This window comes from Paraburkholderia sp. 2C, from assembly GCF_054589215.1.
Window position 1 is genome coordinate 169,917 of sequence record NZ_BAAILL010000041.1, and the last position, 22,173, is coordinate 192,089.

Consider the following 22,173-nt stretch of genomic DNA (forward strand, 5'->3'; position numbering starts at 1 on the left):
CTTCTTCGCCATCACCAAGCGCTTCGCGCGCGAAGGGGCTGCAGTCGCGATCACCTATGCGGACTCGCAAGCCGATGCACATCGGACCGTCTACGAAATTCAGCGCGACGGCGGCCGCGCGTTAGCACTGCATGCGGATAGCGCCGACGCGAGGGCCATGCAGGCGGCAGTATCGACCACTGCGTCGGAGTTCGGATCGTTTGACATTCTCGTCAACAATGCAGCGATGTTGCGCGTGCGCGCGATCGACGAATTTCCGCTCGACGATATCGACCGGATGCTGGCGATCAACGTGCGCGGCCCATTGGTGGCGATCAAGGAAGCGCTGCGATTCATGCGCAAAGGCGGCAGGATTATCAATATCGGCAGCGTGACGAGCGACGATGTGCCGGCTTCCGGCTTGTCCGTTTATGCGTGCACGAAAGGTGCGATTGCGAGCATGACGCGCGCGCTCGCACGCGATCTCGGCGATGCGGGCAAACAGTCAACAACGTGCAGTCCGGGCGCATCGACACGGACATGAATCCCGCCGGCGGTCCGCTCGCCGGACACATCGGCCATTCGATCGCGCTCGGCCACTACGGCAATCCGACGGACATCGCGAACATGGTCGCGTGGCTCGCAAGCCCCGAAGCGGCCTTCGTGACCGGCACGAGCATCAAGGTCCGGCGGCACGAGTGCCTGATGCGGACGCGGCGCGCACACCCGCCGCGCCGCCATTTAGCGCGTTATTCCCAACGCGCGGTTTCCTGTTTTCCGATACGCCCGGCGCGCTAATGCACCTTGCGCGCGCCGCGCATCGCAAACCCCGCGAGCGCACCGACCACGCACAGCACGGCTACATACAGTTGCGGCGCATCCGCGTTCGACTTCAGCATCAGCGACACTGCAACCGGCGTCAGCCCGCCGAACACGGCATAAGCGATGTTGTATGAAAACGAAATGCCCGAGAAGCGCACGGTCGCCGGAAACGCGTTGACCATCGCCACCGGAATCGCCGCGACTGCACCGACGAAAAAGCCCGTCACTGCGTAGTACGTCATCAGCGATGACGGATCGGCTGCGACATGCGTGAACATGATGTAGTACGACACCGCGAGCAACAGGCAGCCGACGAAGATCGTACGCGCCGCGCCGAAGCGCCCGGCAAGCGAGCCGAAAATCACGCAGCCGATCGTCAGGCACAAGGTTGCGACCGAGTTCGCCGCGAGCGTCGTCGCGGCATCGAGATGAAAGCGCTTTTGCAGCAGCGTCGGCGTCATCAGGATCACGACGACGATCGCCGCGGTCAGCGTCCAGGTGAGGATCATCGAAACCAGCACGGGGCCGCCGTGGTCGCGCAGCACGGCTTTCAACGGCACTTCCGATGCGAGCGACTTGCGCTGCTGCATTTCGACGAAGACCGGCGTCTCCTGCAGCCAGCGTCGCATGAAGGCGGCCAGCAAGCCGAACAGACCGCCGATCAGGAACGGAATGCGCCACGCAAACGCGACGATTTCCTCATGCCCGTAGCGATGATTGACCGCCGATGCGATCAGCGAGCCGAGCAGAATGCCCGCGGTCAAACCGGCCGTGAGCGTACCGCACGCATAGCCGACATATCGGCGCGGCACATGCTCGGAGACGAACACCCATGCGCCCGGCACTTCGCCGCCGACGGCCGCGCCCTGCAGCACGCGGCACACCAGCAGCAGCACCGGCGCGACGAGACCGACTACGTTGTAAGTCGGAAGGAGTCCCATTAGCAGCGTCGGCAGTGCCATCAACAGCACGCTCAACATGAACATCCGCTTACGGCCGATCAGGTCGCCAAAATGCGCCATGATGATGCCGCCGAGCGGCCGCGCAATATAACCGGCCGCAAAAATGCCGAAGGTTTGCACCTGACGCAGCCAGTCGGGAATCGAGGTGGGAAAAAACAGTTGCCCGATCACCGCCGCGAAAAACACGTAGATGACGAAATCGTAAAACTCGAGTGCGCCGCCGAGCGCCGCGAGCACCAGCGTTCTATGGTCGCTGCCCATCAACGGGCGGTGGGGAATGAAGGAAGCTTGCGTATCGGTGGTAGTCATCGTTGGGATTCTGATCGGCGGAACGACATGATGGGTGTCCTGGGATCCGAAGGGCGTTTGAAACCTCTGGCTTACAGTATTCGGCTCCAGGGAATGCATCAATCTTTCACAACACCCTGTCGCGGAAGAATATTCCAGGCGGAGCATCGTTTTTGCCTGTGCGTGGCTCAAGCCCGGATGCCCACCTCTAATAAAGAGGTAAAGAAAAACGGCGGAGCCGCTTGCTGCGGTCCGCCGCTTTCGCTTGACTGTCTTTCGCTCTACTGCTTTTGTTTCGCTACGCTACTTACCGAGGATTACCCACGACGCGTCGCAAGCTCCGCGCCCTGACGCAGCGCTTCGAGCAGACTGCCTTCGTCGGCAATGCCCTTGCCGGCAATGTCGAACGCCGTGCCGTGATCGACCGACGTGCGCACGACCTGCAGTCCCACCGTCACATTGACGCCTGCTTCGAGGCCGAGCACCTTGACGGGCCCATGCCCCTGGTCGTGATACATCGCGACGACGAGATCGAAGTCGCCGCGCCCCGCACGGAAAAACAGCGTATCGGCGGGCAGCGGCCCTTCGATGTTCCAGCCGCGCTCGCGCAGCTCGAGCACGGCCGGCACGATCTTTTCCTCTTCCTCGCCATAGCCGAACAAACCGTTTTCACCGGCATGCGGATTGATCCCGCACACGGCGATCTTCGGATTCGCGATGCCGGCCTTCACGAGCGTTGCATGACCACGCTCGATCGTGCGCTTCACGAGACCCGGCTCGATCTTGCGAATCGCGTCGATGATGCCGATGTGCGTCGTCACGTGAATCACGCGCAGTTGCGGCGCGACGAGCATCATCGACACTTCGTCGACGCCGGTCAGATATGCGAGCATCTCCGTGTGGCCCGGAAACTTGTGGCCGCCTGCGTGCAGCGCTTCCTTGTTGAGCGGCGCCGTGCAGATCGCGTCGATCTCGTTCTTCTCCGCCAGTTCGACCGCGCGCGCGATGTACTGGTACGCGCCGTCGCCCGCGACCGGCGACAGCTTGCCGAACGGCAGATCCTCGGGAATCAGGCCGAGGTCGATACAGTCGATCGTGCCCAGCTCGTAGCGCGCCTCGGACGGCTGTTCGATACGGCGCACCTTCGCCGTGCTGCCGACGATCTGCGCGGCGCGCTCGAGCCGTTTCGCGTCGCCGACCACAAGCGGCCGGCACTGCTTATAAACCGTTTCGTGTGCGAGGCTCTTGACGACGATCTCGGGGCCCACGCCCGCAGCGTCGCCCATCGTGATGCCGATTACGGGGAGATAGTGGCTCATGGCTTCCTGGTGCTTCAGTTCAGAGGAGAATTCGTTGGTTGGGCGCGGCCCGCGTGCGCGGCCGGCGGCTCCGCGCTTGATCCCGCGCTTGATCCCGCGCTTGATCCCGCGCTTGATCCCGCGCTTGATCCCGCGCTTGATCCCGCTTTTAATCCCGCTTGCGACCCGTTCTGTGCCGCTTCCCGCGCGCCGCGCAAATGCAGCCACGCGCCGTACAGCGCATGATCGCTGCCGAAGGCGCCGGCCTTCGTCACCACGGTGAGCCGCCGCTCGTCGTCCGACGGCTGTGCCACCGCAACGCCCGGCTCGACTTCGGACAGCAGCTCCAGACTGCCGATGCCCGCGGCGCCGAGCATCGCGCGCGCGGTTTCGCCGCCGGTCGCGATCAGGCCGGCCAGATGGCTCATGTGCGGTTCGACGAGCGCGGCCAGCGCCGTCGACAGATGCGCGCCCTCGGACGGATCGAACGCGTCGTCGCGGCCGATGCGCACGAGCAGATCGTGCCCGGCTGCGAGCGGCGCGCCGATGGCGGCGCGCCATTGCGCGCTTTGCGCATGATGCTCGACGTCGCGCAGCACCGCGGGCGGCACGATCAGTTCGGCCATGTCCGTGTGCTCGCGCAGCAGCGCACATTGCGCGCCGGACACGGCCGACAGGCTGCCGACCAGCGTCAGGATCGGCCCTTCTCGACGCGGCGCCGCCACCGGTGCGGGCGCATCGTTGCCGAACAGTTCGGGCAGCGCGGCGAGTTCCCGCGCCAGACCGCCGGAGCCGACCCAGAAGAACGACTCACGCAGCACGAGCGTTGCGCGCGCAAGCAGATTCAGGTCGGCTTCGTTTTGCGTATCGACAATCAATGCCTGCACGCCGGCGCGGATGAATCCGGCAATCGATTGCGCAAGCAAATCGGCTTGCAAATCGGGCCGCCCATCGCGCATCCGTTCGACGGCGAGCAGCGCCGTGCGCAGGCCCGCTTCTTCGAGCATCGGCTGCAAGTCGGCGGTCTTGCCCGCGTGTTCGAGCTGCCATGTCTCGGTTTCGCCGAGCGGCACGCCGCGCACGAACACGCGGCCGCCGCGCACCGTGCGGCCGGTTGCCGGGAAGGCCGGCGCGACGATCGCGAGTCCCGCCAACGGTTGCAGCGCTGCGACCTCGGCAACCCAGTTGCCGCGCAGCGTCGAATCGATCTTCTTGTACAAGCGCCGTTGCGACGCGCTCGAGCCTTCGTTCACGTCCGTACGCGCACCCGTATCGGTATCCCGAGCGCCGCCGAACGCCTGCCACGCCTGCGCGGCACGGCTCGCCGCGTCGGCCGGTGCGAGACGGCGCGAGTCCGTATCGAGCGCGATCACGGCAAGACGGCCGGCCGCGGCATCGCGCGCGGCCTCGGCCGCTTCGTTCGCGCCGAGCGCGACGACCGTGCGACGTCCGGCGTTGGCAAAACCGATCGCGCAATCGGCGGCGCCGGACAGGTCGTCGGCAACGATCAGCATGCTCACTGCACCGTCTCCCGGTTGCCGCCGACCCGCGTCGACACCACGCGCTTCGCGACGGTCGCGGTCAGGATCGGACAGAGGATCGCCGTCACGACCACGCATGCGGCCACGAGCAGCGTCGCGCTCTTCGCCGCTTCCGCATACACGGGGTTCGCCGCTGCAATCAACGCCGGCACCGCCGCCGCGTTACCCGCGGTGTTGGCCGCCGACACGCCGGCCACGCCGGTGCCGCTCGTCAGACGATCGATGATGTAAAGCGGAATGCCCGTCACGATGACGACCGCGATACCGAGGCCGATGCCGAGCAGGCCGGCTTGCCAGACCTTGTGCAGATCGAGACCGGCGCCGAGTGCAAGCGCGAAGAACGGAATCATGACCGGCACGGCACGGCCGAGAAAGTCGCGCATTTCGCGATCGAGGTTGCCGAGCAGCATGCCGAATGCGAGCGGCAGGATGCTGCCCACCAGGGTCTGCCAGGGGAACGCGGAGAGCCCCGCGACACCGAGCGTGACCATCGTCAGGAACGGGCCCGATTCGAGCGACATGATCGAATACGCGCCGACGTCTTCGGAGCGGCCGTACTGACCCATCAGCGCCATATAAAGGCCGCCGTTCGTGTCGTTCATCGCGGCGACGACGGCGAGCGTCGACAGCCCGGCGAACAGGCCCGACGTGATGGGCTGCTCGCCGAGGAAATGGCCGAGCACGACGCCGACCAGGATCGCCGTGCCGACCTTGGCGGCGAACAGCGCGCCGCCCTTCTTCACGATGTACGGCGTCGCTTTCACGTCGATGCTCGCGCCCATGCAGACGTAGAACACCGCGAGAATCGGCAGCGCGCCGGTGAACAGCGCATTGGTGAACGAGCCGAAGAATTTCGGCATGTCCGGCACGAAAGTCGCGACGAGCGCGCCCAGCAGCAACGGAACGATCATCATCCCGCCGGGCACGCGCTCGATTGCGCGCTTGATACGAACTTGAGCCATTTGAAGTGTCTCCTGATTGACTGACGCTTACCGATTCGATCATTATTTTGATTGATTCGATCAAAACAGTGTAAAGGTCGTTGGCCTGACGTGCAACCGGAAGCGCGACGAGGGTTTACGCGAATGGCCCCAATCTGGCTATCCGCGCGCTAACCCGGGGCCTTCCCGGCATGCGCTCGCGGAGTTCGCAGCGTGCAAGCCTTCACCCCAAAACTGATCGATTCGTGCAAAATGTGAACCCGGTAAACTACGCCGCTCTTGACGCGCAACGGCCGTGCCGCATGCGCGGGCCGTTTTTTGAACCCGGAGCCCCATGAAAGTAGCGAACCGTCGCGAGGCAATGCTCAGAGCCGTTCTGTCCGGCATGACCGATGTCGGCGCGCTATGCGAGCACTTCGGCATGTCGGAAGCGACCGTGCGGCGCGATCTGCGCGCGCTCGCCGAGGAGCACCGCATTGTGCGCACGTACGGCGGCGCCGCGGCGCCCGTCGGCATGCACGAACCGGAAGAATCGCTGGAGACGCGCCGTCAGAGTTTTCGCGAGCAGAAGGATGCGATCGCGCGCGTCGCGGCCGCGCAGGTGCGGGACGGCGACACGATTTTTCTCGACGGCGGCACGACGACCGCCGCGATGGCGCGCCTGCTCGCCGGCCGGCGCGACTTGCGCGTCGTGACCAACAATCTGCTCGCGATCGGCGTGCTCGCTTCGAGCGACATCAGGATCACATTGATCGGCGGCGATGTGCGGCCGTCGAGCATGAGCACGCTCGGGCCCATCGCGCAGCTCGCGTTGAGCCGGCTGTCGGTAGACAAGGCGTTTCTCGGCGCCGACGGCGTGGTGGCCGGGCGTGGCCTGTGCGAGGCGAGCACCGAGCAGGCTTATCTGAAAGAGTGCGTGATCCGTCAGGCCGCGAGCGTGTTCGTGCTGGTCACGTCGAACAAGCTCGACCACGCGAGCCAGCAGCATTGGACGCCGCTCGAGCGCGCCTGGACGCTCGTCACGGACGCGGCGCGCGAGGCGCCGCAGCTGGCGAGTTTCGTCCGCCACAGCGACGTGACGGTGCTGAGCGCCGCCAGCGAGGCGGCGTAACAGGTAGCGCGAACGCAGCGTCAGCAATTCTCCGCGCCGACCCGCTCGCCCAGCTCTTCGACGCGCGCGGCCGGCGCGCCTGCCGCGGTCAGCGTCGAAATCGCGACGATGCCGAGTATCGCAAGCACGGCACCGAAGCGGAAATCGGTCGCAATGCCCGCGCGGTCGACGATCGTGCCGCCGACCGACGAACCCACCGCGATCGCGACCTGAATGATGCCGACGAACATCGCCGACCCGGCTTCGGGCAAGTCCGGCGTCGCGCGCTGGATCCAGACGCTCATGCACAGCGGAATCGCGCCGAAAGCGACGCCCCATGCCATCAGGACAGCCGTCACCGCGAACGCGTAGTGCCTGAACAGCGGCATCGTCACCAGGGCCGTCAGCAGCAGCACGACCATCGTCAGCAGCGCCCCTTTCAGATTGCGGCCGACCACCGTCGACACCGCAAAATTCGACACGAACCCGATAATGCCGAAGCCGAGCAGCACCCAGGTGATGCTCGATTCGCTGAAGCCCGCGTCGCGCAAGAGAAACGGCGCGATATACGTATAGGACGAAAAGTGCGCGCCGAACACGAGCGCGACCATCAACAGACTCCTGCGCGGATGCGGGCGGCGCACCAGTTCGACGAGATCGGCGAAACGCAGCGCCGCGCTCGACGGCAGTGAAGGCAGCAGCACCGCCTGCGCCACGAGTGCAACGGCAACCAGCACGCCGGTCGCCATGAAAGACACCCGCCACGACGCCAGCTCCGAAATCAGCGTGCCGAGCGGCACGCCGATCACGGTCGCGCAGGTCACGCCCGCGAGAATCGCCGCCGTCGCGCGCGCCGACTCGTGCAGCTTCACGAGCCGCCCAGCCGCAGCGAGCGCGAGCGTCCAGAAACCGCCGAGGCTCGCGCCAAGCAGCGCGCGGCCGACCAGCATCGTCGCGAAGCTCGGCGCGAACGCCGAGATCAGATTCGACGCGAGCAGCATGATCGACAGTGCAATCAGAATGTAGCGCCGGTCGATGCGGCCCGCGCCGAGCATCATGCCCGGCGCCGAAATCGCTGCGATCACGCCGGGCGTCGTCACCATCAGGCCCGCCGTGCCCGGCGTCACGCCGAGTTCACGCGCGATCTGAGGCAACAGGCCGACCGGCAAAAACTCGGTGGTCACAAATGCGAATGCGCCAATCGTGACCGCGCCGACTGCGAGCCACGCGCGCAACGGGGATGAGTCCTCGTTTTCCGGCGAACCGTTGCTTGCCGGGCTATTGCTTTCCATCATCATGATGAGGCTGCTTTCAGTTAGAACGAACCATCCGGGCAACGCCGGTTTGCGCAGTGTCGGTGACGACATGCGCAAACTGGCCATCAACCCGCAATGAGCATGCGGGCTTTGTCTCCGGAAGCGGTCTTTCGATATGGGAAACGTCGCGCGTGACAGTGCGTTGCGATGAGCGTTGCAATGAGCATTGCATGAGCACTGCAACGAGCGCTATAACGAGTGCTGCGACGTCCAAACATGCTGTCGCGCACGGTTGGCGCGAGCAAGGCGACACATTACCACCGCGCACGAAGTCTTGCTGACAGTCATCGAGCGCATTGCGGCATGCGAAATCGCGCGAATAAAGAAAGGGCCGCCATCGGCAGCGAAAGACTGCCGAATGACGACCGAATAGAAAGCCTGTCAAGAAGATGGCAAAATTCGCCGTGCTTTTATTTGGATTTTTTCGCTAATCGATTTTTTGCCGATCTTTTTTGCCAATCGCCAATCATTACGCCGCGAGCTTTGGCGCCGCCGGAAAATCGACCGGCACGCGCGTCGTGCCATGCAGATAGTTCGTCACGGTTTTGTCACCGATCACGACGATCGCATCGACCAGATTGGCTTTCGTCCAGCCGGCCGCAAAAAACGCATCGACGACGGCCTGATCCGCGTGTCCGCGGTTGACCGCGATATTGCGCGTCAGGCGGGCGAGCGCATCGAGCCTGGTGTCGAAGCTGGCCTTGCCGCTGCGGATCTCGAGAATCTGCTCGTCGGTAAAACCAGCCGACCTGCCGATCGCCGTATGAGCGGCGAGGCAGTACTCGCAGCCGTTCACCTCGCTGACCACCAGGTTCACCACTTCGCGCGCCTTGCCGCTGAGGCTGCTTCTGCCGTTCTGAAACGCGAGGTAGTTGCCGAGCGCGTGCTCCGAATGAGCAAGCGTGGCGTACAGGTTCGGCACCATGCCGAGGCCGCTTTTCAGCTTGTCGAACAGCGCCTGATTGGACGGCGACACGTCTTCGCGGCGCGGAACGTTGATTGTGCTCATGCTGGTTTCTCCTTGGGATAAGCAAAAAGTGAGGGGCCGTTACTGCGCCGAAAAGCCGCCGTCGACGGAGACGATCTGGCCGGTCAGATAGCGCGCCTTGTCGCTGCCGAGAAACACGATTGCTTGCGCGATCTCGTCCGGCTGGCCGGCGCGTCGTGCGGGCATCGACGCGACAAAGTCCGCTTTCGCATCGTCGCTGCCGGTGAAGCGGTCGAGCATCTCGGTCGCAATCGGGCCCGGCGCTACCGCGTTGACGCGCACGCCGGCCGCCGCGCCTTCGAGCGCCGCGCTCTTCGTGATCCCTTCGATCGCGTGTTTGCTTCCCGCATACACGGACGCGCTCGCAAAGCCCGCGTGCCCCGCGATCGACGACAGATTGATGATCGAGCCCGCGCCCTGTTCGAGCATCACGCGCATTTCGTACTTGAGCGCGAGCATCGTGCCGAGCACGTTCACCGCGAACGTCGACTCGTAGTTGGCCGCCGTCAGTTCGACGAGCGGCTGGCTTTCGCCTTCGGTGCCGGCATTGTTCACGGCGATATCGAGCCGGCCGAAGCGGGCCACCGTCTGTTCGACCACCTGACGGATTTCCGCCTCGTTGCGTACGTCGGCATGCATGTATTCCGCTTGCGCGCCGAGTTCACGCAGTTCGGCGGCCAGCGCATTGCCGGCTTCGTCGCGCCGGCCGCTCACGACCACACGGTGGCCTTCACGAGCAAATGCCAGGGCGGTGGCGCGGCCGATGCCAGTTAGCGCGCCGGTGATCAGGACAACAGGACGGTTCATTTCAGAGCTCCTTGAGTACGTGTCCGGTAGGACTACGTTTGCGTTGGAGCTAATGTCGCGCATTCCGAACCGTCGAAGTAGACGGGCGCCATGCATAAGTTCCATTCCTGCAAGGCATGGACTCGCGTCGAACAGGTGGGCCGGGGGCGGGGCACCGGCAGGGCGGTATGCCGGCTTTATCGCAGCAATTTTTTTGAAATGCGACACTAGCCGCCCCTACTCAGCCGCTCAACGCCCCTTGCGGAGTTATGTCATATGTCTGAAGCAACGCAGTTCTGGATGGTCCCCGATGCGCCGACGCCTGTCGCGCCCTTCTCGCATGCCGCCGAATCGGGCGGCTGGGTGTTCGTCACCGGCCAGATGCCGACCTTGCCCGACGACGATTCCGCACCGCTGCCCGAAGGCGTTGCCGCGCAAACCAAGCGCGTGATGGACAATCTGATCATCGTGCTCAAAGGTGTCGGCCTCGGTCTCGAGCACGTGGTCTGCGCGCGCGTGTTTCTGACCGAATTCAAGCGCGATTACGCCACGCTGAACGCCGTCTACGCCGCGTACTTCCCGCCGGGCAAACTGCCCGCGCGCACCTGCGTCGGCGTGACGGGCCTTGCGCGCGACGCGCTCGTCGAGATCGATTTCATCGCGCGGCGCCCTGACTGAAGCCGGCTGTATTTGCATGACCGATTTGCCCGCGCGCTGACATTCGTCTTTCACACGTGCTCCGATGAAATGCCGTATCGTGGGGAACCCCGTTGCGATGCAAGGAGCCCATCCGATGCAGCAGCCTTCCCTCCACGGCAGCCGGCGCCGCTTTCTGCGCACCGCCAGCGGCGTCACGCTCGGCTTGCCGCTCACGATGTCCTTGCAACGGCTCGCGAACGCGCAAGGCAACGCCGCGCCGCTGCCGCGCATCGCGCGCCGCCCGATTCCGTCGACTGGCGAACCGCTGCCCGTGATCGGCTGCGGCACGTGGCGCACCTTCGACGTCGGCGACGATGCAAACGCGCAGGCGCGGCTCGCGCGCGTGCTGCAGGTGCTGTTCGATGCCGGCGGCTCGACCATCGATTCGTCGCCGATGTACGGCACATCCGAAGCGGTCACCGGCGCGCTGCTCACGAAGCTCGATGCACACAGCAAGGCATTCGTCGCCACGAAGGTATGGACGCGCGGCCGTGAAGAAGGCATTGCGCAGATGGAAGAATCGATGCGCCGGCTGCAGCAGCCGCGCATCGATCTGATGCAGGTGCACAACCTGGTCGACTGGCGCACACAGCTTGCGACGCTGCGCGACTGGAAAGCGCGCGGCAAGATCCGCTATATCGGCGTGACGCATTACACGTCGAGCGCCTTTCCCGAAGTCGAATCGGTGATGCGCAGCGAAAAGCCCGACTTTGTGCAGATCAACTACGCCGCCGACGACCGCGATGCCGAACAGCGCATCCTGCCGCTGGCGGCGGACCTCGGCATCGGCGTCGTCATCAACCAGCCGTTCGGCGGCGGCGGACTGATTTCGCGCGTGAGCAAGCGGCCACTGCCCGCGTGGGCCGCACAAATCGGATGCACGACGTGGGCGCAAATACTGCTGAAATTCGTGCTCGCGCAGCCGGCGGTCACCGTCGTGATTCCCGGCACGGGGCGCCCCGAGTACATGGCCGACAATGTGCACGCGGGCATCGGCGCGTATCCCGACCAAGCGCTTTGCAAGCAGATTGTCGACGCGGTCAATGCGTAAGGACATCGCGTTTGTCTTCGCGGCCGCCGCATCGAGATGGAATTGCCACGCGTTCGGTCGGTAAAGCGATAGCCGCGTTGGCTATAATCGCCACGCCCGATCGAAGTCGCACGTGCAAGGAAAGTTCCGATGTCGCTGCCCGATAGCTCAGCTCAACAATCGTCCCCGCCAGACGGGAGTGCGCACGATCTGTCGCGCGGAATCTTTCTGCATACGGGCTGGCGCAGTGCCGGCACGTGGGTGTGGTCGAAGTTTCGCGAACTCGAATCGGTCACCGCGTTTTACGAGCCGCTCAGCAATGTGATCGGCGATCTGAAGCTTGCGGATCTCGGCGTGCTCAAGCCCTCGTTCAATTCCGGCCACCCTGCGCTCAGTGCGCCCTACTTCGCCGAATACCGGCCGTTCATGCGCGAAGGCGCGCGCGGTGTGCCAGGGTATCGCCGGCGTTTCAGCACGGACCGTTTCAGCGCCGCGCCCGATGCCGAATTTCCCGCGCTGCATGCGTATCTGCGCGAATTGACGGAACGCACGCTCGACGCGGGCAAGATGCCGGTGTTCAAGTTTTGCCGGTCGTCGGGAAGACTGCCGTGGCTCAAGCATGCGTTTCCGGCGGCGCTCCACGCAGCCGTGTTGCGCAACCCCGCTTCGCAATTCGCGTCGGGCTGGCTGTTGCATCAGGAATGGCGCAACACGTTTTTCGTCGCGGCGCCGTTGCGCGTGCTGGGACTTAACCAGCGCGAGCCGATTGTGAAGGCTGCGATCGACGCATGCGAGGTGCGGCTGCCGCCCGATGCGCCGACATCGGACGATGCCTACGCCGCCGTGTGCGAGCAGTACGCGCGCACGATCGAAGGCACGCAGGCGTATCGCGCGTTTATCGCGTTATGGGCATTGTGCGCGGTGCGTATGGCGAATGCGGCGGACATCGTGATCGATATCGACCGGCTCGGCAGCGACCGTGCGTATGCGGCCGGAAGCGCTACACAGCTTGCCGCGCGCAGCGGCATTGCGCCGCGCTTCGACGATGCGCGCGATCTCGTCGATGAACTGAAGCGGACGCCGGCGCGCATCGCAGGCATCGACGGATGGTCGATTCGCACAGTGCACGGCGCGGTGCAGAAGTTTGTCGATGCGCATGTCGTGGCTTCGCAAGCGGCTGCTTCGATGCAAGCGCCGGAGGTTGCCGCGCTCGTGCGCGAAAAGCTCGCGCTGGCGGCGGCAATTGCGGAGCCTTGGCGGTAGGCATCCCCGGCATGCTCCCGATGCGCATCAGAACGGCGCCCCTTGAAATCGGTGTGCCCACCGATGATCGCCGGCAGCAGTCGCAAAAGAACAACCTGTACGCTGTCAAAATTGACGCTTCTTGAGCGTGTATGCATAAAGGGCGTACTGGGTGTTGGTCTGCGAATCGAACCAGCCGCCTTGCATCATTCCGTCATCAGTGTCGTTCCACGACTTGCCGTAGTCCTGGCTATAGAAGGTAAAGTCGTGCGGTGGTCCCTCCCGGCTTGCGGCCTCCGCATACACCAGCAATACGCCACGGGCCCCTGCATCAAGGCCAGCTACGCTGTAGTGTTTGTCAAAGGTATGTAACTGCTCGACGGCCGGACTCCTGTAACCTGGCCACATGGAAATTGCGCCGACCCTGTCGCCGTTATCGCCTCGGTCATCGTAATTCCGCGGTGGCCCAAGGTGCGACAATGCATAAATCAAATAGGTACGGCCGGGCAACTCGTCGACTGAAACAAGCTGCTTGACCACCTGATCAGGTAACACCACATCCTGCTCGAAGTGCGCCTTGTCCCAATGCAGCCGGTACACGACACTGGCAAGACGCACTTCGCCGAGCATTCCGACGTAATAGGCCACACGCAGCACCCCATCGGGCCCGAGGTCGACGGCATCCAATTGCTTGCGCGGTTTGCGATAGTCGGTTGCCATCGGCGGCAGTGCCACTTCCTGCCACGTCTGACCGCCGTCGGACGTACGCCATACATGTGGCCCCCAGCCGATCGCATAACCGCGCTGCGAATCGATAAACTTGAGGTTGCTGATATTGCAGTCCTCCGGCCATTTCAATTGCGCCCATGTCTTGCCGCCGTCAATCGAGCGCCAGAGTTTGGCAATATGCGGCGCCGCTCCCTTCTTTGGATCCGCCGTTTTGTAGTTCATCCAGTCCGTAGCGACGTAAATCGTGCTCCAGTCTTTCGAGTGCCACCAGGCGGCATTCTGGGCGGGCTCCTGAAAGAAACGGCGCATATCTCCCTGTATTGAACCGCGCAAAAAATTGACGCTCGACCGGTTAAGCAACTCCAACGTGTCGTCCATCCATGGTTCTTCCGGGATTGCCTGGGCATCCTTGTACCCCTTATCCAATCCCACAACCCGATAGCGAACCTCAGGATCGGCAACCTTTAGTGTCATCACTTCATCGCCGCGGAGGCGAAACGCACCGCCTCCATACGGCTTGTCGTCCGCCATAAACCCTGTCGTGACCGTTGTCCATTGTGGGTTCGTCATTGTTCTATATCCATAGCTCATGGCCGCCGCCAACGCTAAGCCGCCTAAAAGAAATTTCCAGCTCATTCGCTTTTGCACGTCTATTTCCTCATCAGGAAATTCAGTGCCTGATTGACCAGATCGTCGGCTTCTGATGAAACCGCGTCAGCTCCTCGCCCAGCCCAGGTTTGTACCAAGCCCCAGCCGGTTTTGACCACCTGTTCAGCCGTATCCCAACTGCCCCACGCCTGCATTCTCGGTTGAATCATGATAAGAGTCAGATCAGCAGGCGGAAGGTGCGCGATTCCCCCATCGAGATACGCGAGCGGGTGCGTCTTGAACGCGAATTTCTTGAACGTCTCATCATTGAGTTCGAGTTGGAACTGTTCGACATCGATCGAGAAACTGCCGTTGTGAGGCGCTTTAGCACTCATGCTTATCCGATCGCCTTGCATGTTTTGCGCTAAACCCTTTTCTATATTCTTTTGCAGAAATTTTCTAGCGGACACGAGCCAGGCCTGTCCAGCAGGACTCAACTTGGGAAAAAGTTCGGACCCGTAATGCGAGCAGTAGTAATAGCCATAACTGATGTAGTACGACGGAGGCTTATGTCCACATCCGATATGACGCATCATGAAACTGCTATGCCGTGACCAGTCCGAGTCGGTACAGTTCGGTGGAATCAACTGCTCGCGACGGTAGAGGAGGCGGTGTACAAGTTCCTCGTCTGTCCATGGGTCCCATGAGGTCGCGAACGCCTTTACGGTTTGCCACGCGCTGGATCCGCTGAGCTTCTCGACAGTTTCCGTATATGCGCAACCGAGAGGACGATAGTAGTACTCGCAACGGCCAATGATCGAATCGACTGATGGTGGTACGTGCAAGTCGCATTTAGTTCTATCGGCTTCGGCACGTTGCGTATAACCGCATGGCGTCATATAAGAGCGGAAGACGCCCGAGACATGGATACCGTTGTTTTCATCCGTCATTCTATAACCCATAAATTGAGGATGAACACGCTTAAGATTGCCGCTTCTTGAGCGTGTACTCATAAAAGCCGTTCCGCTTGTTGGTCTGCAAATCGAACCAGCCGCCCTGTGCATCATCGCGTCATAAATGTATTTCTACGATTTGCTGTAGTCCCAGATATAAAAGGTAATATCGTCAAAAATCCGCCGCGCATCTTGAGGTCGAGCACGTTGAGATCGTTTTCCTCTTTGCCTATTCACAGCCTGAAATGGCGGATCAGGCGCACACCCGGGTGACGCAGCGCATCGTTAAAACGCTTCGTGACGGCATGGAAATTTATGGTTTGCGACAGAAAAGCGTCAAACGATTTAAAAGACGTTGTCTGAATTTTTTGACGATTTTGTCAAACAATGACAAATCGGGCCTAACCTGTTTTTCGAGACGTGATTAAGTGATATGCGGTGACCCGACCCATCAACGCATCGTCAACACAGCAGCACCTGAAACGCGCCCAGCTCGCAAATCATCGAGCGCGCGATTCGCGTCTTCCATGCGATAGGCCGTCGTCTCGATCTTCAACGCCACATCGTTCGCAATACGCATGAATGCGGCGCCATCTTCGCGCGTCAGATTCGCAACCGACACGACACGGCGCTCGCCCCACAAGAACGCATACGGAAACGACGGGATATCGCTCATATGGATGCCGCCGCACACCACGATGCCGCCCTTCACGACGGCTTGCAGCGCTTGCGGAACGAGCGCGCCGACCGGCGCAAACAGTAGCGCCGCATCGAGCACATGCGGCGGCGCCTCTTCGCTGCCGCCCGCCCACACCGCACCAAGACGCAACGCGAACTGCTGCGCGGCCGCGTCGCCGCCGCGCGTGAACGCATAAACACTGCGCCCCTGATGACGCGCCACCTGCGCAACGATATGCGCGGCCGCACCGAAGCCGTAGATGCCGATGTGTTCCGCGTCGCCGGCCATCGCGAGCGTGCGGTAGCCGATCAGCCCCGCGCACAGCAGCGGCGCCGCTTCGATATCGGTGTAACGCGCGGGCACATGCAGACAGTAGCGGCTATCCGCAACGGTGCGCTGCGCATAGCCGCCGTCGATCGTATAGCCGGTGAAGCCCGGCGTATCGCAGAGGTTTTCGCGTCCTGCGGCGCAAAACCGGCAATGTCCGCAGGTATGGCCAAGCCACGGCACGCCGACGCGATCGCCCACCGCGAAACCGGTCGTGCCGGCGCCGAGCGCCGCAACCGTGCCGACGATTTCATGGCCCGGAATAACCGGCCGCTTCGGATGATCGAGTTCGCCATCCACCACATGCAAATCGGTTCGGCACACCCCGCACGCGTGGATATCGATCAACAGTTGGCCTGCGGCCGGCACGGGGTCCGGCAGTTCGGTCTCGCGCAATGGCGGCGCTGAGCCGTCGAACAGCATCGCGTGCATAAGCCCCCTTCTCTCGCGAAGATGGTTCACCTCGTTTCAAGCATAGCTTCCAGACGCTCCGAATCAATGCGTGCGCGCCGATGTCGCAGGCGTGCCATGCTGACCATTCGGTAACCACGGTGCACTGCGCCCCTGCGCGCCGTGCTCGCGAATCGGCGCGCACCCCCACGATCAGCAATCCACGCCGCGGGCCAGCCACTTCGCGCAGAGCACCTTGTAAAGCCGCCCGATCTCGGCCAGCAGGTAGACCGGGCAGTTCGCCGCGCCACCCCCGACATCGGGCAACCACAACCGGATAAACGCCGAAAACATCTCCAAGTCCGCGCGCGTCGGCAGGAAACGGTAGCCGCCCGGCAGCGGCGCCCACTTCGTGAGTTCGTGTAAGTCGAACCAGTTCATCCCGCGACCTCCTGCCGATGCGCAAGCGGTCGTTGCGCCGGCATCGGGCGCCGGTCTTCGCACCGGCGTATGTCGCGGGATAAACGCCGGGATGCGGCGCGGTCGAGAGACGCCTTGCCCGAACGGCAAAGCGACGCCCTCGCCGTGCCGCTGCCGGCATGGCGTTGCATGAACTGCATGATGAATCCCCTCGGTTTTATTGGCGTGACGGCCGTCACGGATGCGCGATGCGCGCATCCGGCCTTTGCGTCGCTACGTGTGCACGGACCGACGCACGCGTAGCACCGTCTTTTGCGGCAGAGGGGGAGGAGGCGTAATAGCGGAAAGCGACGCCTGTGCGGCGTCGATGCGATAAAGCGATTTCATGTCGGACTTCCGGTTCCAGATTGACTCATCGGATGCAAGAAGCAGCCGAAATGGCGTATCGCGTGGAAATACCGCGGAAAACGCCTCTGTCGCCTTGAACCGGCGTAGGTCGCGCCTTGCGGGCCCGTTAGATGCGAAACACGTGCCAGCGATGTCATCACGCGTCGCGCGAAACCGCACAGGCTTGCAGCGCAAGCCTCGCGGGCGAACGACAGTGCGAGTTGCGAATCCGCACGCGCGATCGATGCGCCATTGCGCGTCACGAAAATGGGAAGCGTCCGCAGCCGAGCTTCGGGACTTTCACGAAATGTCGTAAAGCAGGCGCTGAACTCAGCTCTTGCGCACGATCGCGAGCCGCTTCATGCGCGATTCGAGTGTCGTCGGCTTCACGCCGAGCCGCTCCGCCGCGCCGGCTTTGCCGCTGACGCGCCAGCCGGTCTGTTCGAGCACCCGCAGAATATGCGCGCGTTCGTTTTCCTCGAGCGTGGGCTCCGTGCACGTGGCCGCCGCGGATCCGGCCGGCGCGAGAGTGGACGGCGTGGCCGCTACCGTCGCAAACGAAACAGGCGCGGCGGCGGCCGTGGCTGCCGCGAATGAAACAGGCGCGACAGCGGCCGCAGCCGGCGCCGCATCGCCGAACCAGTCGCCGAGCGCCAGTTGCGAGCCGTGCGACAGAATCACCGCGCGCTCGATCACATGCTGCAATTCGCGCACATTGCCGGGCCAGCGGTAACGCTCGAGCGTCGCGAGCTGCCCGGCCGTCAGCGCGTCGACGTGCTTGCCGTACTTCGCCGCATAACGGCGCACGAAATGCGCGGCAAGCGGCGCGACATCTTCGGGTCGGTCGCGCAGCGGCGGCAACATCACGGGAAATACATTGAGCCGATAGTAAAGGTCGGCGCGAAAGCGTCCAGCGGCCGCTTCATCGGCGAGGCTGCGGTTCGTCGCGGCGACGATGCGCACATCCACTTTCTGCGTGCGCACGCCGCCCAGCCGCTCGAACTCGCCTTCCTGCAGCACGCGCAACAGCTTCGCCTGCAGGTCGAGCGCAAGCTCGCCGACTTCGTCGAGAAACAGCGTGCTGCCGTCGGCCAGTTCGAAGCGCCCCGCCTTGCGCGCAAGCGCGCCGGTAAACGCGCCCTTCTCGTGACCGAACAGCTCGCTTTCGATCAGGTTCGCCGGCAACGCCGCGCAGTTCAGCTTGACGAGCGGTTTGCCGTGGCGCGGACTCAGCTTGTGCACGACCTGTGCGATCAATTCCTTGCCGGTGCCCGTCTCGCCGCTGACGAGCACCGTCGCATCGGTGGCCGCCACCTGCCGCACCTGCTGCATCACTTTGTCGAGGCCCGTCGCGCCGACCACCAGTTCGTACTCGCTCGCTTCCCGCAGCTCATCCTCGAGATAGCGGTTGAGGCCGCGCAACTGCCCGACTTCGGCCTGCGCCTTTCGCCGCTCGGCAATGTCGCGCAAGATCAGCGTGTAAATCGCTCGCCCTTGCCCCTCCGCATACGACAGGCTCGCTTCGATCGGAAACGGCGTGCCGTCCGCGCGCAACGCGTTGTGCCCTTCCGGCACCCACATCGGCGCGGCGCCAGGCTCGGCGCGCAGATAGTCGCCGAGCAGACGGCACAGCGGCTGCGCGAGAAAGCGGTTGCAGGGCGCGCCGATTGCCGCGCGCGCCTCGCAGCGGAACACGCGTTCGGCCGCACGATTGAAGAACGTGATGTAGCCCGCGCGATCGAGCGCCACCACCGCATCCATCATCGATTCGACAATACCCGATAGCCGCGCTTCGCTTTCGATCAGGCAATGCCGCAAACGCTGCAATTCGAGGTGCGTGCTAACGCGCGCAAGCACTTCGTCGTGCTGGATCGGCTTCGTGATGTAGTCGACGGCGCCAAGCACGAAGCCCTTTACCTTGTCGACGGTTTCGGTAAGCCCGCTCATGAAGATCACCGGTATTTCGCGCGTCGCCGGGTTCGTCTTCAGGCGCTCGCAGGTCGCGAAGCCGTCGAGCTTCGGCATCAGCACGTCGAGCAGGATCAGGTCGGGACGCATATGGTCGAGCTGCTCGAGCGCGCTTTCGCCATCTTCGGCAACCGACACGGCAAAACCATGCGAGCTCAGCAGTTCGAGCAGGATCGACAGGTTGGCCGGCGCGTCCTCCACCACGAGGATCAGCGGGCGGCCATCGCCGGCGAAGCGCGCGCCGCTCATCGCGACCTCGCGAGGCTGGCAAGCCAGCGGCGCAGCGCCTGCATCCGGTATGCGCCGCCCAGCGCGCGCAATTGCGCGGCGAACGGCATATAGGCGCGGTCCGACTGCTCGATGCGCGCCGCTTCGGCAAGCAACTGTGTAATGTCGCCGCGCGCGGCAAGCTCGACGAACCGGCGCAATGCATCGGCGGGTGGCGCAACGAGCGGTGCATCCGGCATCTCCGTAAAAGCCGGGGCATCCGCTTCGGCGTCGCAGCCCGCGCGCGCGTCGACACCGCCACCACCGCTCGCGTAAACCGGATTCAACGAAAGATGCGCGCACAACAATTCGAGCAGACGCTCCTGGCGGAACGGCTTCGGAATAAAGGCGTCGGCGCCCGCTTCGAGACAACGTGCGCGGTTATGCTCAAACGCACTCGCGGAAATCGCGAAGATCACGGTGCCGGCCAGTTCGGCCATCGCGCGAATCCGGCGCGTCGCGGCCAAACCGTCGACACGCGGCATGCGCATATCCATCAGAATCGCATGCGGGCGCAGACGCACGGCTTCGCTCACCGCCGACTCGCCATCGGCGGCTTCATGCACACGAAAACCGAGCGGTTCGAGCACATCGCGCAACAGGCTGCGCCCGTCCTCCTCGTCGTCGACAACGAGCACCGTGCGCCGCTCGCCTTCGACCGCGGTCAATAGCCGCTCTTCGGCCACCGCGGGCTGCATCGTCACCGGCGGCAGATCGAGCTCGAACCAGAAGCGGCTGCCTTCGTGAGGCGTGCTCGCCACCTGCAAATCGCCGCCCATCAGCTCGACGAGCCGCTTGCTGATCGCCAGTCCGAGCCCCGTGCCCTCGACGACCGTCAATGGATCGCGCACCTGGTGAAACACATCGAAGATCTCCGACAGATGCTCGGGCTCGATGCCCACGCCGGTATCTTCGACGACGAAGCACACGCGGCCTTCATGCACGCCTGTTTTGAGCACGACGCCGCCGCGCTGCGTGTATTTGATCGCGTTATCGAGCAGATTCATCAGCACCTGACGCAAGCGGCGCTCGTCGGCGCACACCACCGGCGGAAGTTCGGACCACTGCGCACGCGTAAACGCGAGCCCTTTGGCCTGACTGCGGCTGCGCATGATCGCGGCGATGCTTTCGAGCATGGCCGGCAGATCGAAGCTGTCCGCGACCAGATCGAGCGTGCCGGCTTCGATCTTCGCCATGTCGAGAATTTCGTCGATCAGCCCGAGCAGGTGCTCGCCCGACTGCCGGATGACATTGAGCGCCTTGCATTGCCGCTCGGACAGGTCCGCTTCGCGGCGCAGCAGTTGCGCATAGCCGAGCATGCTGTTGAGCGGCGTACGCAACTCGTGGCTCATGCTTGCGAGAAATTCGGATTTCGCGCGATTCGCCGCTTCGGCTGCTTCTTTCGCCTTGCTCAATTGCGCTTCGCTTTCGTGCAGCGCGGCTTCCGCGCGCTTGCGCTCGCCGATGCCGATCACGCTGCCGCGTATCAACCGGCGTGCGGGATCGGGCAGCCTGACGAGCCTTACCTCGCACGGAAACAGCGCGCCCGCCGGGTCGACGTGCGTCCATTCGAACACGGGCACGCCGCCGTTCAACGCATCGTGGATTTTTTCGCGTGCCGCTTCGCTCGACAGGCGCCCATCGGGCTGCCGCTCGGGGCTCAGCTCGACGGGACCGATCGAGAGCAGCGCTGCGCGGTCGTAGCCGTACAGGCGCGTCGCCTCATCGTTCACTTCGATAAAGCGCAGCGTATCGACGTCGAGCAACGTGATCGCATCGGGCGCATAGGCAAGCATCGTCGACATGCGCTGTTCGCTCTCGCGCAGCGCCTTTTCCGCGCGTTCGCGTTCGTGCCGTTCGACCGCGAGCGCGATCAGATTCGCCAGCGCAATGCCGAACAGGCGATCTTCGGTGGTCCACGCGAGCGGCGGCCCGATCTGCTCGAGGCACAGCACGCCGTCCACCTTGCCTTGCACGCGAATCGGAATATCGAGCATCGCGGTGACGCCGAGCGGCGTCAGGTAACTGACGCCGAATTCGCAAGTGCGCGGATCGCGATGCGCGTCGTCGGCGACGATCGCCTCGCTCGACGCGAGCGCCGCGAAATACGCCGGATACGCCTCGGCGCGCAACTGCGCGCCGTCGCTGTGGCGATTGGCGCCGCATTCGTACAGATCGAGGCAATGGATCGCCGTGCGCGCGCTGTCATAGCGCCACAGGCTCGCGCGCGCGACACTCATCAGGCGCGCCGCGGTTTCGGTAATAAAGCGGAGCGTTTCTTCGAGATGCTCGCCGTGCGAGACGTCGATGCGGGACAGCGCAGCGAGCGCGGCCTGCTGCTCGAGCAGGCCTTCGCGCCTGACTGGCGGACTCACATACGGAGTGGAGGGTCGCCCTGAAGTCGTCACCGCGGTCTTCCTCAGGCTGCACAGAGATGCAATGCGAATAGCGGGTACTTTACACCTTGCCTTCAACGTTTAACA

The 22,173-nt window shown here is 63.5% G+C and carries 17 protein-coding genes and 1 pseudogene; 5 read left to right on the forward strand and 13 right to left on the reverse strand.

What is annotated here, in order from left to right:
- Positions 1–49: 49 nt before the first annotated feature.
- Positions 50–777: pseudogene (locus tag ACYPXD_RS19370) on the forward strand (SDR family oxidoreductase).
- Here the strand turns inward: ACYPXD_RS19370 and ACYPXD_RS19375 are convergent.
- From ACYPXD_RS19375 to ACYPXD_RS19390, 4 genes are all read right to left on the reverse strand, one after another.
- On the reverse strand, positions 774–2,072 hold the full coding sequence (locus tag ACYPXD_RS19375) for an MFS transporter (RefSeq protein WP_459714638.1): 1,299 nt from the start codon (positions 2,070–2,072) through the stop codon (positions 774–776). The pseudogene ACYPXD_RS19370 and the gene ACYPXD_RS19375 sit on opposite strands and share 4 nt — an antisense overlap.
- 296 nt (positions 2,073–2,368) lie before the next feature.
- Positions 2,369–3,370: a 4-hydroxythreonine-4-phosphate dehydrogenase PdxA gene (gene pdxA / locus ACYPXD_RS19380; protein WP_459714641.1), complete on the reverse strand. Its 1,002-nt coding sequence runs from the start codon at positions 3,368–3,370 to the stop codon at positions 2,369–2,371.
- Between the two features lie 14 nt (positions 3,371–3,384).
- Complete coding sequence (locus ACYPXD_RS19385) at positions 3,385–4,869, reverse strand: four-carbon acid sugar kinase family protein (protein ID WP_459714644.1); 1,485 nt, start codon at positions 4,867–4,869, stop codon at positions 3,385–3,387.
- Positions 4,866–5,852 (reverse strand): 2-keto-3-deoxygluconate permease, encoded by a 987-nt coding sequence (locus tag ACYPXD_RS19390; RefSeq protein ID WP_459714647.1) that lies wholly within the window; start codon positions 5,850–5,852, stop codon positions 4,866–4,868. The genes ACYPXD_RS19385 and ACYPXD_RS19390 overlap by 4 nt, the downstream gene beginning before the upstream one ends.
- 313 nt (positions 5,853–6,165) lie before the next feature.
- Here ACYPXD_RS19390 and ACYPXD_RS19395 point away from each other — a divergent pair, with 313 nt between their 5' ends.
- Positions 6,166–6,942 (forward strand): DeoR/GlpR family DNA-binding transcription regulator, encoded by a 777-nt coding sequence (locus ACYPXD_RS19395; RefSeq protein ID WP_459714650.1) that lies wholly within the window; start codon positions 6,166–6,168, stop codon positions 6,940–6,942.
- A 20-nt stretch (positions 6,943–6,962) separates the two neighbouring features.
- Here the strand turns inward: ACYPXD_RS19395 and ACYPXD_RS19400 are convergent, their stop codons facing one another.
- The 3 genes from ACYPXD_RS19400 to ACYPXD_RS19410 form a co-directional block, all read right to left on the reverse strand.
- Entirely contained in the window at positions 6,963–8,219 is a 1,257-nt protein-coding gene (locus ACYPXD_RS19400) for an MFS transporter (RefSeq protein WP_459714654.1), read from the reverse strand.
- A 487-nt stretch (positions 8,220–8,706) separates the two neighbouring features.
- Positions 8,707–9,246, reverse strand: a complete 540-nt coding sequence (locus tag ACYPXD_RS19405) for a carboxymuconolactone decarboxylase family protein (protein ID WP_459714657.1) — start codon at positions 9,244–9,246, stop codon at positions 8,707–8,709.
- Positions 9,247–9,285: 39 nt separating this feature from the next.
- Entirely contained in the window at positions 9,286–10,032 is a 747-nt protein-coding gene (locus ACYPXD_RS19410; RefSeq protein ID WP_459714660.1) for an SDR family NAD(P)-dependent oxidoreductase, read from the reverse strand.
- Positions 10,033–10,287: 255 nt separating this feature from the next.
- Between ACYPXD_RS19410 and ACYPXD_RS19415 the strand changes: the two genes are divergently transcribed.
- From ACYPXD_RS19415 to ACYPXD_RS19425, 3 genes are all read left to right on the forward strand, one after another.
- On the forward strand, positions 10,288–10,689 hold the full coding sequence (locus tag ACYPXD_RS19415) for a RidA family protein (protein ID WP_459714663.1): 402 nt from the start codon (positions 10,288–10,290) through the stop codon (positions 10,687–10,689).
- Positions 10,690–10,804: 115 nt separating this feature from the next.
- A complete protein-coding gene (locus ACYPXD_RS19420) occupies positions 10,805–11,761 on the forward strand; it encodes an aldo/keto reductase (RefSeq protein ID WP_459714667.1) in 957 nt (318 codons plus the stop codon).
- A gap of 129 nt (positions 11,762–11,890) precedes the next feature.
- Positions 11,891–13,003 (forward strand): hypothetical protein, encoded by a 1,113-nt coding sequence (locus tag ACYPXD_RS19425; protein ID WP_459714669.1) that lies wholly within the window; start codon positions 11,891–11,893, stop codon positions 13,001–13,003.
- A 105-nt stretch (positions 13,004–13,108) separates the two neighbouring features.
- Here the strand turns inward: ACYPXD_RS19425 and ACYPXD_RS19430 are convergent, their stop codons facing one another.
- The 6 genes from ACYPXD_RS19430 to ACYPXD_RS19455 all read right to left on the reverse strand — a co-directional run bounded on the left by ACYPXD_RS19430 (position 13,109) and on the right by ACYPXD_RS19455 (position 22,098).
- Entirely contained in the window at positions 13,109–14,347 is a 1,239-nt protein-coding gene (locus ACYPXD_RS19430; RefSeq protein ID WP_459714672.1) for a WD40/YVTN/BNR-like repeat-containing protein, read from the reverse strand.
- Between the two features lie 14 nt (positions 14,348–14,361).
- The gene (locus ACYPXD_RS19435) at positions 14,362–15,249 is read right to left on the reverse strand and encodes a hypothetical protein (RefSeq protein WP_459714674.1); all 888 of its coding nucleotides are present in this window, start codon (positions 15,247–15,249) and stop codon (positions 14,362–14,364) included.
- Positions 15,250–15,703: 454 nt separating this feature from the next.
- The gene (locus tag ACYPXD_RS19440; protein ID WP_459714676.1) at positions 15,704–16,690 is read right to left on the reverse strand and encodes a zinc-dependent alcohol dehydrogenase family protein; all 987 of its coding nucleotides are present in this window, start codon (positions 16,688–16,690) and stop codon (positions 15,704–15,706) included.
- Between the two features lie 171 nt (positions 16,691–16,861).
- The gene (locus ACYPXD_RS19445) at positions 16,862–17,089 is read right to left on the reverse strand and encodes a hypothetical protein (RefSeq protein ID WP_459714679.1); all 228 of its coding nucleotides are present in this window, start codon (positions 17,087–17,089) and stop codon (positions 16,862–16,864) included.
- A 696-nt stretch (positions 17,090–17,785) separates the two neighbouring features.
- Positions 17,786–19,672: a sigma 54-interacting transcriptional regulator gene (locus tag ACYPXD_RS19450; RefSeq protein WP_459714682.1), complete on the reverse strand. Its 1,887-nt coding sequence runs from the start codon at positions 19,670–19,672 to the stop codon at positions 17,786–17,788.
- Positions 19,669–22,098, reverse strand: coding sequence for an ATP-binding protein (locus ACYPXD_RS19455; protein ID WP_459714685.1), 2,430 nt, complete (start codon positions 22,096–22,098; stop codon positions 19,669–19,671). The genes ACYPXD_RS19450 and ACYPXD_RS19455 overlap by 4 nt, the downstream gene beginning before the upstream one ends.
- Positions 22,099–22,173: the final 75 nt, after the last annotated feature.